The organism is Exiguobacterium sp. USCH10 (genome assembly GCF_037619445.1).
Classification (GTDB): Bacteria; Bacillota; Bacilli; order Exiguobacteriales; family Exiguobacteriaceae; genus Exiguobacterium; species Exiguobacterium aestuarii_A.
Genome location: NZ_JAQPZO010000009.1, coordinates 43,264 through 56,632, shown reverse-complemented (window position 1 = coordinate 56,632; position 13,369 = coordinate 43,264). Strand labels below are relative to the sequence as shown.

Genomic DNA, 13,369 nt, shown 5'->3' with positions numbered 1-13,369 from the left:
TCCTCCAGTCAGTCTAGCGACTCTTCAGAGATGAGTTTGAAGCCTTCAATCTCCGTCTCTTCTTCCACTTCGATTAACAAGCATGGTTTTCCTTTATAGTTCACTTGCTTCACGTATTTCAAATCTTGTGGACTGACAGAAATATTGGCGACTTTCGTATTGATTTTAATCGATTTTGACGTATATTTCGGAACGACACTCGTCGCTTTCATCTCATATTTCGTGTCATCGACGACTTGTTTGAACGCCTGCTCGACTTTTTCTGTCGTCACATCTTCCACACCGCTCGCCCGAAGGACGACCTCGACCGCACGGGAGTCGAGCATTGCGACCCGCTCTTCTTCCTGTTCGTTCTCTTCTTCGGCGACAATGATTTGATTGATTTCATCATAAACGGTCGCGAGCGTCCGGGAATTGACTTCTTCCCCGATGACCGCTTTAACGACTTCTTCGAAGACCGCCTTCTCTTCCACTGCCGTAACGATTTCTGAACCGTTCAGCACGTTCTCAATGAACGTCATATCCGGTTGATGCGCTTTATGTGCCGAATAGAGGACATGGTTCACATCGGCCGCATTATCCGTGAAACACGGGAATAAGAATCCACCAATTGGCGCCTCGAGTTTGATGATTGGATTTACAATCAAGCTCGCTTTGAATTCCCGCTCGACGAAGTCAAAGACGAGTGACTTTTTCGGAAGTTCTGTCGGGCTGATACTGCCGAGGATGAACTTCGTCGTATACACTTCATCGTTCGCGTGAATCTCAGACTCTTCCGAATATCGGTTCGTCGGCTTATTGTAATTCCCCCGGATGAACGTCACGACCATATCTTTTTCAAATGGCGTGTCTTTCACCATCTTCAAGGCGATGCGTTGCATATAGTCCGTCCATACGTCTGTCTCTTCCGTACGAAGTCCTTCATACAGCAATCCTTGCGTATGGTCAACTTGACCTTCCTCAGGATATTGGAACTTCACTTCGAATAACTTTTCATCAAGTTTCCCACCGAGCACTTTTTTGAAGTTCGTCAAAAACAGTTCTTGCTGTTCTTCTTCTAAGAACGGGAACGGACGCAACTCTTCGTAGTAAATCTCATTCGTTTCCTGCCGGATGTAAATCGTATATAAGTCAGCAATCTTCAGCTTCGTCGCATTTACTTTAAACTGTCGGCGAATCGCCGCAATCTCTTTCTTGTTCATTCCATCCACCTCTTCTTTTCTCTCCATCCATGTCATTCATTATACCAGTCCTGATCGCTCACTAGTTCCAAAGAAATAACACGAGGGCGTTCGCTAATGCTAGAGAAGGATTTGCGATAGTCTTTCTAATCATTTTGCAGATTTTCACACTTTTTCAAAATCGTCCTGTGTATGATCAAGTTGAATTTATTGCGTGATGTTTGTCTCACTTTTTGGTTGATGAAAGGTTGCCCACTTGCTTCGACAAGTGTTCATTCCAAATACATAGTAGGAGGCTTTTTATGTTGAAGAAACTCATGTCTGTCGCACTCGTCACATTGCTTGTTTGGGTGGCCGCGTCATTTGACGCGACACCGGTCTCTGCATTCCCACCGAATATTCCTTCGAAAGCGGATGCGCTCACAAAACTGAATGCGCTCACGGTCAAAAATGAAGGGTCGATGACGGGGTACAGTCGGGACCTCTTCCCGCACTGGTCGAGTCAAGGAAGTGGTTGTAACACGCGTCATATCGTCTTGAAACGGGACGCTGACTCGGTCGTCGACCAATGTCCGGTAACGACGGGCTCATGGTACAGTTACTATGACGGTTTGACGTTCACATCAGCATCTGACATCGATATCGACCACGTCGTTCCGCTCGCTGAAGCATGGCGCTCTGGCGCAAGCAGCTGGACGACAACCAAACGTCAGAGCTTTGCGAACGACTTGAACGGTCCTCAGTTGATCGCGGTGTCCGCTTCATCGAACCGCTCAAAAGGAGACCAAGATCCATCGACATGGCAACCCCCTCGCACCGGCGCGCGTTGTGCGTATGCGAAGATGTGGGTCGAGACGAAAAGCCGTTGGGGCTTGAGCCTTCAATCGTCAGAGAAGTCAGCACTCACGACAGCCATCAACGCTTGTATTTATTGAGACAGAAAAGGAGTCATTCATGAACAAACTTACTTCTACATTCAAGGCAACCCACGGTGTCATGACGGAAGAAGTCGGTGTCATCAGTGGTGACTTGGAATTGACGACGGCGTGTCAGGAAGATGGTTCCTTGACACTCCACATCACGTACGTCGGAGCGAAAGATGTATACACGCTCCCCGGGAGTCCATATCAACTGCATGACCCGAACGACCATGACGTCATCCATCAGATGCTCGTGAACATTCTCGAGCGGACATAAAAATGAAGGAGTCCATCACTCGATTTGAGTGACCGACTCCTTCTTTTACTTTTTCATCATTTTTATAATGGATCGGATGACAAGATACGTCACGCCGAAGATAAACGCAACTAAAAGAAGACTTGCGCCACCAATGATTCCGAATGTGAACATGTTTGTACCTCTTTTTCATTTTCTGAATTAGAACATGATGAAGATAACATATTTTCCCATCCTCATGAACCCTGACTAGTTTTGTTGTTGCTTCCGATCGACCTCCCGAATAATCGCGAGTGCCTCTTCATAAGACTGTCGTAACTCATCCGGCATGTCTTCAACGTACTCCCCAGCACGTACCCGAATCGACTCTTCTCGCATGAGCGCTTCGATGTATGCGTCATATTCATCAGTAGTCAACACATCACGTGCAACAGGCTGGTTGTTCAATTGATCGAAGTATGGCTGAATGTCGGCAAGTGCCTGCTTCACTTCAGCTCGTTCCGTCTTCGGAATTGCTTCATAATCAACGTTTCCATTCGCATTTCCATAGGCGATTCGCGTATCCGTGAAGACGCTCAAACCTTGCTTGAACTCCTCATACTCTGCCTCACCGAACACCCCTTTCGCTTGATTCAATTTGGCGTCCAATAACAAATATTTCTCTAAAGTAGCGCTGACGATATGTACTTTCATCTCGTCAAACGAACCGTATAACTCATCTGCTAGCAGGGATTGATAGGCGAATGCACCAGTCGGGATGAGTAGTGCCGCCGCAATTCCGACCGTCATCAACCGCCGACGGATAAATCCTGGTTCCCGCCGCATTTCTTGTTTCGCTCGCTTCACACCTTGGCGACTCCGCTCACGCAGTTCACTTGGGATTTCGATGTCCGCCAACATTCGTTTCATCTCATGATTCATAGCAATCGGCCTCCTTCCATTCACGTCTCAATTTAGCTACAGCTCGATATAAAGTTGTCTTCACCGTACCGATCGGCCATTCCAATAAATCTGAGATTTGTTGAAACGTATAGTCTTGGTAATACTTCAGTACGACCACACTGCGTTCGTCCTCATGAAGGGACTCCATCATGTCAGCTAGTGTCATCGTCATCGCAAGATCTGTTTGTTCACTCCCGAAAACCTCTTCCACATCTGCATTCAAGTGAATCACGTTCTGTCTTTTTTTCATCACATCGAGTGCACAGTTGATGGTGATTTTCATCAGCCACGTTTTCAAAAATTGTGGTTCCCGTAACGTCCCGATTTTTTTAAAAGCTTGGTAAGCGACTTCTTGTACAACGTCTAGCGCATCGTCCGGATTCTTGACGTACACATAAGCCATCCGATATAGGTCTTCCTCGTAATGCTGAAAGATCTTTAAGAATGCTTGGTCATTGCCTCGCTGCGCTTTCTGAATGAGACGTTTCATCGAACGTCCCCCCTTTTCGTTTTTTCCCTTACACTTATTAGACATGAAACTTATGCATTTAGCTTTATTCATTTGGGAAAAATGAAAAAGGCATCTCGAAGAGACACCTTTGTTAATTAAACGGTCTGATATTTTGTTAATAAGTCTTTCGGTATATGACAATAATCGTTCGGGCAACGCGTCAGGCGATCCTGGTGTTCGTCCGCACTTCGCACATAGTTCGTGAGCGGTTTGACTTCAACAGCGATTCGTTCTGCATCCGCGCGTCGATCAATAAACGCTTGCGCCTCCATCAAATGTCGTGACTCCTCACTGTAGACGCCCGTTCGATACTTCTCCCCGACATCCATCCCCTGTTGGTTGACACTGTATGGATCAATGATTTCGAACAAGTAATGCATCAAATCCTCGACCGTCACTACGTCCGGATCAAACGTTGTTTTGACACACTCCGCGTAACCGTCATACTCTCCGTCTAACGTATCGGTCGTCCCGTTCGCGCGTCCTGCTTCAGTTGAAAGGACGCCAGGTAACGTCCTCACAAATTCTTGAACACCCCATAGGCATCCGCCCGCTAAATAGATTGTTTCGATGTGAATCACTCCCCGTCTATTTGAATCTTTTCTAAAGCATACACGTAATGATGAGAGAAGGGAGAGATTTGATTGAATAAACAACGTTTTCTCACCACATTGACCAGTTCCATCATCCTCTTTGTTGCCATGACCTTTATTTTTCGTAACGACTTTTCTCTATTCGCTGAAATGGCAATCATCTTTCTAGCGGTCGTCATCGGCCAAACAATCCTCGAACGACTATTTCGACGCTTTGCGGAGCAACGGGTATCGAGTCAGACAGTATTCGTCTCGTTCCTGTCGATGCTGGTGATATTATGGACATTCGCAGGCATTCTTTTTGATTGAATATATAGCTTCGTCTCGCGATAAATCCCCATCGTTTATGCGTGACTTAAAAGTGTTTAAATTAACTTTCGAATTGCTTCTACAATCAAGTGTGGCTCATCTCTTTGGATATAATGTGCGCTCTGCTCTGCAATTACAAACGTGGCATTTGAAGATATTCCCGTCATTTCTTTTTGTAAGACATTCCACAGCCTCTGATTTTCTGCGGAATAAAAGTCTTTCTTTCCTGCTGATATGATTGTTGTTGGGATTGAAAGATCAAGATTTGCTTGGTTCACTTGGTGCAAACTTTCCATAAATTCATCATAGTTCCCTTCCCGCACAAATTGCTTGGAGTATGCGTTTTGAAACTCTCGTGACATGGTCGGAAGAAATCGTTCTCGATAGTCACTCGGTGTCGTGTCTACTAATACGAGACCCATTACCTCATCTCGATATTCAGACGCGAACAATTGCATATTGACGCCTCCAAACGAATGACCGACCAAAATGAACGGAGATGCTATATCCAACTGTTTGATCAGTTGGTGCAATTCTCGAACCATCTCCTTACTTGTTCTTCGATTCGTACTGGTCCCGCTTTTGCCTAGACCCGCCCGATCATAAAGAAGGACATTGGCATATGTCGACACTTCATCCGCCACCTGTCTCCAAGTCGTAGAATCATCGCCATATCCTGCATCCATGATAATTGTCACTGACTTTGAATGTTGTTGAATATACTCAACATATAACTCACAGTCATGGATTTTTACCATTTGCTGATTTTTCATGGTTTCCCCCTTCACTTCATCCCTTTCGCTATCATAAAGCATAAAAAAATTGATGGACAGCCGCCCATCAATTTATAAATATCCCAACCGCTTCAAATCTTCATAAACGAGTGAAGACAACAGCGTTCGCCCATCACCGTTCAAATGGTCCGGGTTATGGAAGAATGACTGCTCATGAATGAATCGTTCATCCCCCATATAATTGAGGAACGGGACATCTAAATCCAAGTTCTCTAAATGCTGAAACACGAGGCGTTCCATGACGTCTTCATCAAAATACGTATGGTATGACGCGTGGACCGGCTCCATCGCCAAGACGACACGATACCCTTGTTGTTTACAATAGTCGATGATGTCTTGTAAATGAGCCATGTTTTCTTCAATCTCATGATTGTTCACGGCATTTTCATACTGAGCGGCCACTTCCTCATACTTACGCTCGGAGTAATTCAGCCCACCATTCTCCCATGGCTTATGCGCATCAAACCGAAAATCCCGGATTTCCCGGGAAATCGCGGCATAAACACTGCCACTATTCAATGCCGGGAACTGTTCATGCGTATAATATTGAAACAGGCTGACCGGTTCGATGTCTTTACGGTCCAAGACGCGATAGTAATTGGCTTTCCGACCGACATCCGAGTTGCTGAATGTGATTTGAGATAGGGACACAATCACGATCCCTCCTGGCTTCAAGTGCTCATCGTATTCTTTTAGCATCTTCAAATCATATTCAATCGGTTGACTCGGTAACGCCAAGTCGAGATGCGATAATCCGGTCGGTTTAAAATAATACCCATACATCGCATGAGACGTGCCTAAATTGATGATATCGACAGGATGAGGGTCTTCTTTAAACGCTAGGACGGCCCGGTTATTATTGTATTCCCACGAGTCTTTCACGAACTCGTTGACGGGAATAAAGATGGCGATCATGACGAGTAACACAACGACGATTTTAATTCCTAAACGCTTCATGCTAATTCCTTTCCTTGCATCTTAAAACCCACCGTACACAAATCCTTGGCCCGACACGCCAAACAAGAAGGCCGAGACAATCAAGAACAAGTTGATGGCCACGCTCGTCACGGCAGACTGACGTGCCATCCAATCCCAAGCCGAACCTTTCGTCCGTTCAATATGTTGGAACAAGTGAACGACGACAAAGACGACGAGGAAGATAATCAAATCGAGTAACGAGAACATTTGAATTGCCTGTATCATGCCTGACGGTGCCCATGAAGAGGGTGTCACGTACAGTTTGGCATGCGAGAATGCCTCTGCCATCGAATGCGATTGAAAGAATACGCGCGAGAAGCAGACGAGCTGGAACGTGATGGCGATTTTCCACCAACGATGCAGTGTTGGCACGCGGTCAAACCCAACCCATGACGCCATTTTTTCGCGTTGTTGCTTCGTATGGTCTCCGAACACACGATAGATTCCATGAATGAGTCCCCATAAGACGAAATTCCACGCGGCACCGTGCCAGATTCCACTCACTAAGAAAGTCGCAAGGATGGCACCATAAATCTGCTCGCGCTTCTTCTTCCCTTTCGCGAGCGGCATGAAGATATAATCTCGCAACCACATCGAAAGTGTGATGTGCCAGCGGTTCCAGAAGTCGGCAATCGATACGGCAAAGTGTGGCTGTTTGAAGTTCTCCGATAATCGAATTCCGAGCAATCGTGCACAACCGATGGCGATATCACTACACGCCGAGAAATCGGCGAACAGTTGAATCGAGAACAACATCGTCGCGAGCACAATCTCTGAACCAGTCGGATCTGGACTATTGAATACACTTGCGACAATCGGAGCCAATCGGTCAGCGATCAACGTCTTCTTGAAGAATCCCCAAATGATGCGCTGAATCCCATAGCTGATATTGTCGTAGTCGAGATGTTGCTCCGTCTTCAGCTGGGGAAGCAGCTTTTTCGCCCGCTCAATCGGTCCCGCAACAAGTTGCGGGAAGAAGGCGAAATAGACCGAGAAATAGCCGTAATGACGCTCTGCTTTTTGCTTCCCTCGCGAAACGTCCACGACATAACTGATGGCTTGGAACGTATAGAACGAGATGGCCAACGGCAACACGATCTCTTTATACGGCACATCATAATCAAATCCGCTCCATGCGGCGAACGAACGAAGCGAATCATTGACGAAATTAAAATATTTGAACCATCCGAGGAAGAAGACGAGAACGGAGACACCGACCCACATGAGCCGTTTCTTCTGTTCTTTCTTTTCCTGCTTCTCAATCAAAATCCCAATCACATAGGTGAAGGCGGTACTGATCAACAATAGCGGGATGAATTGGACGCTCAACGTGGCGTAGAAGACATAGCTCGCTAAGAGGAGGAGCACCCATCGGAATCGATGTGGGACCACGTAATAGGTTCCAACGATGATTGTTAAAAATAAGAGAAATTCAATCGAAATAAAAGTCATATTTACCACCTGATGTTATGAAACTTGACGATGTACCGATTCCTGACGATCAGGTGGTCACAAGTTCTCGCTTCGGCAATGCGGCATAACGAATCTTTCCGAACGAATTACGTGGAATCTCGTCAATCTGCATCACCCGAACACCTTTCACCTTGATTTGTTCTTTGATGATTTTTTGAATGCGTGCGACGTCATCTTGCAACGTATACACATATAGTTGGTCGTCTTCCCCGGCACAGACACAGTCATGTCCGTGCTCTCGAAGGAGGGCCTCGACTTCGTCTAAGCTGATACGACTTCCATATAGTTTAATCATGCGCTTCATGCGGCCGACGATGAAGAAATATCCATCCTCGTCGCGATACGCCATGTCACCTGTTCGTAAAACACCGTGATTGTCGTCACCCTTCGCAAGGTCAGCTAATGAGGTCGCATACCCGAACGACACGTTATCGCCTTGATACACTAGTTCGCCCGTCACGTTTGCATCTTTGATGTCGTTTCCGGCTTCGTCTCGTAGTGAGAGTGTTCCACCTGGGATGGCGATACCGATACTCCCTGCTTTTTCCGCATGCATCCGATCGGGTAAGTACGACATTCGGGCCGTCGCCTCCGTTTGGCCGTACATGATGAAAAATTGAATCCCTTTTTCTTCACACACCGTCGCGAAGTGATGGGCGAGCGTTGGGTCCAACTTTCCACCCGCTTGCGTCAACTTCTTCAAACTTGGCAAATCATACGTCTCAAATTTCAAACGTTTTAACATCTCGTAATGAAACGGTACGCCACCAAACGTCGTCGCCTGCTCAGCACGACACAACTCCCAAAACTCTTTTTGAACGATCGAGCGATCTGTTAGGATGATGGTCGCCCCTTTCAATAGATGACTGTTGATAATTGAGAGTCCATACGAATAGTTCATCGGAAGCGTCGTGATCGGTTTATCTGTTTGATCGATATCGAGATAGTCGATGATCGATGTGGCGTTCGCTGATAGATTTTTATACGTGAGACGGACAAATTTCGGACTTCCGGTACTCCCTGAAGTCGTCAACAGAAGGGCCAACTCTTCATGAAGTTCATGGTGAACTGTTGCTCCTATTTCAAACAAGGCGTAACCACCGTAACCATAGTAAGCATCCAACGAGTTTGCCAAATCCTCTCTCGATTCCGGTGCCCATACGTGCGTCGGTTCATACCGGTCCATCAGCTTCTGTAATTGCTCGGCTGGGATGTCCGCGTCTAACAAGACGGGTACGACATGTCCTCGAATGAAACCGACATACCCGAAGAGCGACTCGACCCGGTTGGCACATAGACAGAAGACGAGCGACCGTTCGCCGACTTCTTGACAAATCGAGTCCCCAACCTCCAACATCTCGCCGTATGTGTAAGAACGGTCCGCATAGACCGCCTCACGACCTGTGTACTGCTCGAGTGTTTGAAAAAGCGTCATGATTGGATGTCCACACCGAGGCGCTGCAGCAACGCGATGCCAGACTGATACGAATGGAACTCCGTCATTTCATCCGAGTCGATATAGACGTCAAACGCATCCTCGATTTCTGCGATGAGCGTCATGTGTCCAATCGAATCCCATTCCGTCGATTCTCCGAGCTTCATATCCTCGAGAACCACATCGTCCTCTAATTCCAATCCGTTTTTAAATGCCATGTTATATGCTTCAAGCGTGCTCATTGTATTCATCCTTTCACGTTCACTCTAACGGTTCGAATTCATCTATTCTTATTGACTGATAATGATAATCATTTGCCTTGTGATTCTATCACAATTTTTCGAAATCGGTCAATTCTTCATAGGAGAAAAAGCTTGGAGTTGAGCGATTTTGTACATGAAAAAGACCACATCGTTACGATGCGGTCTCAGGAGACGATAAAACATATTCGAGTTGCAAATCGAGTGGTTCTTCTTTATAGATTTCTGGCACGATTTCTTCGGCTACTATGCATCCCATCGCTTCATAGAAATGATATGTATCGACGGCCGGGTTCGCTCCGATGTATAGCTTTTTCGCGCCTCGTTCGATTGCTGCCTGACAGACACGTTCAAATAACACTTTACCAATCCCCTGTCCACGATTAGGACGACTCGCATGAATGAAGCCCAGATTTAAATACTGGCCTTCCGTTCCGAGCAGGTGTCCATCCAGTCCGGCAAAGCCAAGTAACGTTTCACTTTTTTGGGTTGCCACAACAACGCCGCCACGGTCGATGTAGTAGTTAAGAATCTCAATGACCTGTTGTTTTTTCGCGTCATCCCATTCATCGATGTAATGCTCGTCTTTTTGATAAAGCTCACCATTTGAATCCACGGCATAGATACGATGCGTTTCCTGAAAGCGTTCAAAGGTCGTTAGAAAATCGAGAGCGATTCGTTCTGTTAGGAGGTGAATCGTATCGTTCATCGTAGTCTCCTTGTCATGATAAGACGTTTAATGTTGTAAAACTTCTGTCAGACGAATCATTTGGAGTTCTGTTTTTACAGAATTGATAGAAGAAATTGTTTCATTAGAACGTTTAGCCAAATCTTCCGGTAAATCTTTCAAACGTTCAGATGATTCATCAATCTCCTTCATCAGTTGTTCATGTTCACTTTGATCAATCTTTGTCACTTGCTTCTTCTCTTTCCAAAATTGCAGAGCTTGGATAGCTTGTTCACTTGATGATTGAAAAGAATGATAGGTGGCGACTGTTTTGTTTACAGATAAAAGAACTTTTGAAGAGATTTCTAACGCGTCATGTGCCTCCACAGTTGAGTTTCGAATATCTTCAATCTGATAAATCAATTCAGAATCTAGTTCTTTTTCAATCTTCATTAAAATGGCTGGGTCTTGTGACGTTTGATACTCACTATATACTTGCTCAATTCGCTCACGAGTTTCCTTCATATCTGTTTTTACTTTTGACAAATGCTCTAATCGAAATAAAACGGCGTCCAGTTCAGTCAATGCACTATTTGCATTACTTACATAGCCACTAATTTTACCTAATAGCGGGTGATTGACCACGCTGTTCACACTCGATAAAACAAGAGTAGCTGAATCAATCTGGTCTAAGATATCTCGAACTGAAAACAGATTTTTATTTACTAGCTCGATTTGAGTGACAACCTCGGATAAATCTTTCTCGTACTCCTTCAAATCGTCTAAAATTTTTGGGATTTCCTGTTCAATGACGGCGAGTGATTCTTGTTGCATTTGTTCAATTTTCTTTTGAGAGGCTTCATCTGCAAAAACTTTTTCTGATTCAGACTGATTTAATTCGCTTACTACGTAACTTACTGAACCAGATACAACAAGCGACGAAATAAGCGTAATCGGTAATACATACCGTTGAAACATAGAAGTCCGCTTTCTCGTCAATGAATCTTCTTTCGATTCCATATGTAATGAATCCCCTTCAAATGTAATGAAAAACAAATTTTAGATGGTAATTATCTATATTGTACTGGTTGATTCTTACAACAACAATTGTATTTCTGTTTTAAGTAAGATGAATTATAAAATTAAGTGCAACACCCCAAAGTGAACACAAAAAAGCCCATGACGCTTTCCTCGTGTAGAATGAAGTCACCACAACACACATTCAGACGGAGGAAATCGCATGAGCTACACCCATCTTACCACAACGGAACGCGTGAAAATAGAGACCTATCTGGAGCTCGGGATGTCCATTCAGTCCATCGCCAAGCGCCCGAGAGAGGTGCGTGCACGCAAGACATTCGGTCACTGGGAGCTCGACACCGTCGTCTCCGGACGTGGGAAGTCAAAGGCATGCGTCGCGACGTTCGTCGAACGAAAGAGCCGGTTCTACATCGCCCTTCCGATGACGGACCGTAGCGCCTCCTCGATGGAGATGGCAATCCAGGCAGTGCACGGCGCCTTCCCCGTGACCGCGTTCAGGACGGCGGCGACGGACCGGGGTAAGGAGTTCAGCTGCCACGAGCGCATCCAGGCGTCGCTCGGCGTCCCACTCTATTTCGCTGATCCATACTCGTCCTGGTAACGAGAACGCCAACGGGCTCCTCCGCGAGTTCTTCCCGAAAGGAACGGACTTCGCGCAGGTCGGTGACGGCGAACTCGCGGATGCGCTCGCCAAGATCAACGGGCGACCGAGAAAGTGCCTGGACTGGAAAACCGCACACGAGGCCTTCACCGAGGAAGTGTTGCGCTTAATTTGACAAACCGTCACCATATATTTATCTCCCGCTCATTCAGACCACTTAATCTCGATCATTATAAATAAAATACTTAGGAACTTATTTAAAAAATATTTGATAATACATATATTTAATCTTCAATTAGATCTAGGTTTTCGTAAACGGATTTTTTTAACATTTCGTTTTTTATTTCTTCAACTAAATCAAGTATCTCATTAATTATAGGCTTGATTTCATCAAACATTACAAGTAGTTCTTCACCATTAAGGTGACTAAATTTGTAACCTTTTTCTTCATATAACTTACCTAGCACATTTTCCATAGTAGAGTCAGTGTCCCCATTATCCTCTTCATAAAATCTATCAAAGACATTTCTTTCCCAAGAGAATAAATATTCAGCAAAGCAATCTAACTGTGAAATAAAAGAGTTTAATTGATTTTTTAGATCTACTTTCAATACTTCTGCCTCGGTGTTATCAAATACATGTTCATATTCATCACTAATATTATCAATTATGTCAAATAGACTCTCATCTAGCTCTTTAAATCTAGCCCATTCTTCCTGTGGAAAATGAGCTTGATCAATATTAAACACTTCAAATTCAGGAGTATAGGGTGGATCTCCAACTAAAGTAAAGAGATTATATCGTAGGGTTTCTAATATATCCTTCATAACTCCATGTATCTCTTCCATTTTTAGAATATAATCTGATGTAGCATATCTAATAGATTTAGACTTTATAGTTTCAAAAATATTATTATTTATTCTTGCTACATCATTAGAATTACTAACTACGATTCCAAGTTCTACCTTACCAGAACTAGCGTCCGAAAAATTCTGCGATCCTATATATGCCTTATTATTTGTCATTACTAGCTTGGCATGATTAGAGAAATTAAAATATATATTTAAGTCATTGAACTTTTGTCTCTCTAGAGTATTTAAATACCATTGTATTTGTTTATATGCATCTGTACTACCAAAAGATTTCTTTGGAATATTTAAAATTATATTCACAGGGATATCAAAGGGTATTTCCTTTATAAAACTTAGTAGCTCAGATTCACCATATGTTGTAATGTTGTATGTAACAATATTTATATAATTAGCATTCTCGAAATCATCAATTATAGTTTGAAAACCATACCCGTCCACTGATAAAACTACGTCAGCTGTTATAGAATTTAGTATATAATTTGACATACCTTGCTCCTTCAAGATTTTAATAAACTATAAGAAAAAATTCATTTCCA

15 protein-coding genes and 1 pseudogene are annotated in these 13,369 nt (G+C 44.4%); 4 read left to right on the top strand and 12 right to left on the bottom strand.

The window, feature by feature from the left end:
- Positions 1–8 precede the first annotated feature (8 nt).
- The gene (locus PQI28_RS12480) at positions 9–1,202 is read right to left on the bottom strand and encodes a DUF4317 domain-containing protein (RefSeq protein WP_015880257.1); all 1,194 of its coding nucleotides are present in this window, start codon (positions 1,200–1,202) and stop codon (positions 9–11) included.
- A 281-nt stretch (positions 1,203–1,483) separates the two neighbouring features.
- Between PQI28_RS12480 and PQI28_RS12475 the strand changes: the two genes are divergently transcribed.
- Positions 1,484–2,116: an HNH endonuclease family protein gene (locus tag PQI28_RS12475; protein WP_224863156.1), complete on the top strand. Its 633-nt coding sequence runs from the start codon at positions 1,484–1,486 to the stop codon at positions 2,114–2,116.
- A 19-nt stretch (positions 2,117–2,135) separates the two neighbouring features.
- A complete protein-coding gene (locus tag PQI28_RS12470) occupies positions 2,136–2,378 on the top strand; it encodes a hypothetical protein (protein WP_224863158.1) in 243 nt (80 codons plus the stop codon).
- 228 nt (positions 2,379–2,606) lie between these two features.
- Here PQI28_RS12470 and PQI28_RS12465 read toward each other — a convergent pair whose 3' ends face one another.
- The 3 genes from PQI28_RS12465 to PQI28_RS12455 all read right to left on the bottom strand — a co-directional run bounded on the left by PQI28_RS12465 (position 2,607) and on the right by PQI28_RS12455 (position 4,382).
- Positions 2,607–3,278 (bottom strand): DUF3600 domain-containing protein, encoded by a 672-nt coding sequence (locus tag PQI28_RS12465; protein WP_339963485.1) that lies wholly within the window; start codon positions 3,276–3,278, stop codon positions 2,607–2,609.
- Positions 3,268–3,789, bottom strand: coding sequence for a sigma-70 family RNA polymerase sigma factor (locus PQI28_RS12460; protein ID WP_339963484.1), 522 nt, complete (start codon positions 3,787–3,789; stop codon positions 3,268–3,270). Before PQI28_RS12460 ends, PQI28_RS12465 begins: the two co-directional genes overlap by 11 nt.
- Before the next feature lie 116 nt (positions 3,790–3,905).
- Positions 3,906–4,382 (bottom strand): peptide-methionine (S)-S-oxide reductase, encoded by a 477-nt coding sequence (locus tag PQI28_RS12455; RefSeq protein ID WP_339963516.1) that lies wholly within the window; start codon positions 4,380–4,382, stop codon positions 3,906–3,908.
- Positions 4,383–4,454: 72 nt separating this feature from the next.
- Between PQI28_RS12455 and PQI28_RS12450 the strand changes: the two genes are divergently transcribed.
- Positions 4,455–4,712, top strand: coding sequence for a hypothetical protein (locus PQI28_RS12450; RefSeq protein WP_224863160.1), 258 nt, complete (start codon positions 4,455–4,457; stop codon positions 4,710–4,712).
- A 56-nt stretch (positions 4,713–4,768) separates the two neighbouring features.
- Here the strand turns inward: PQI28_RS12450 and PQI28_RS12445 are convergent, their stop codons facing one another.
- From PQI28_RS12445 to PQI28_RS12415, 7 genes are all read right to left on the bottom strand, one after another.
- Complete coding sequence (locus tag PQI28_RS12445) at positions 4,769–5,485, bottom strand: alpha/beta fold hydrolase (RefSeq protein WP_339963483.1); 717 nt, start codon at positions 5,483–5,485, stop codon at positions 4,769–4,771.
- Between the two features lie 72 nt (positions 5,486–5,557).
- Positions 5,558–6,463 (bottom strand): hypothetical protein, encoded by a 906-nt coding sequence (locus PQI28_RS12440; RefSeq protein ID WP_214785446.1) that lies wholly within the window; start codon positions 6,461–6,463, stop codon positions 5,558–5,560.
- A gap of 21 nt (positions 6,464–6,484) precedes the next feature.
- Positions 6,485–7,936 carry an MBOAT family O-acyltransferase gene (locus PQI28_RS12435; protein WP_214696568.1) on the bottom strand — a complete coding sequence of 484 codons (1,452 nt, stop codon included), beginning with the start codon at positions 7,934–7,936 and terminating at the stop codon, positions 6,485–6,487.
- 49 nt (positions 7,937–7,985) lie between these two features.
- Entirely contained in the window at positions 7,986–9,392 is a 1,407-nt protein-coding gene (locus PQI28_RS12430) for an AMP-binding protein (RefSeq protein ID WP_339963482.1), read from the bottom strand.
- Entirely contained in the window at positions 9,389–9,634 is a 246-nt protein-coding gene (locus PQI28_RS12425) for an acyl carrier protein (RefSeq protein WP_214696564.1), read from the bottom strand. Before PQI28_RS12425 ends, PQI28_RS12430 begins: the two co-directional genes overlap by 4 nt.
- Positions 9,635–9,806: 172 nt before the next feature.
- Positions 9,807–10,361: a GNAT family N-acetyltransferase gene (locus PQI28_RS12420; RefSeq protein WP_339963481.1), complete on the bottom strand. Its 555-nt coding sequence runs from the start codon at positions 10,359–10,361 to the stop codon at positions 9,807–9,809.
- A gap of 27 nt (positions 10,362–10,388) precedes the next feature.
- Complete coding sequence (locus PQI28_RS12415) at positions 10,389–11,339, bottom strand: hypothetical protein (RefSeq protein WP_339963480.1); 951 nt, start codon at positions 11,337–11,339, stop codon at positions 10,389–10,391.
- A 298-nt stretch (positions 11,340–11,637) separates the two neighbouring features.
- Here PQI28_RS12415 and PQI28_RS15625 point away from each other — a divergent pair.
- A pseudogene (locus PQI28_RS15625) lies at positions 11,638–12,136 on the top strand (IS30 family transposase); the annotation flags it as partial.
- A 109-nt stretch (positions 12,137–12,245) separates the two neighbouring features.
- Here the strand turns inward: PQI28_RS15625 and PQI28_RS12405 are convergent.
- Positions 12,246–13,319, bottom strand: coding sequence for a hypothetical protein (locus PQI28_RS12405; RefSeq protein WP_339963478.1), 1,074 nt, complete (start codon positions 13,317–13,319; stop codon positions 12,246–12,248).
- Between the last annotated feature and the right edge of the window lie 50 nt (positions 13,320–13,369).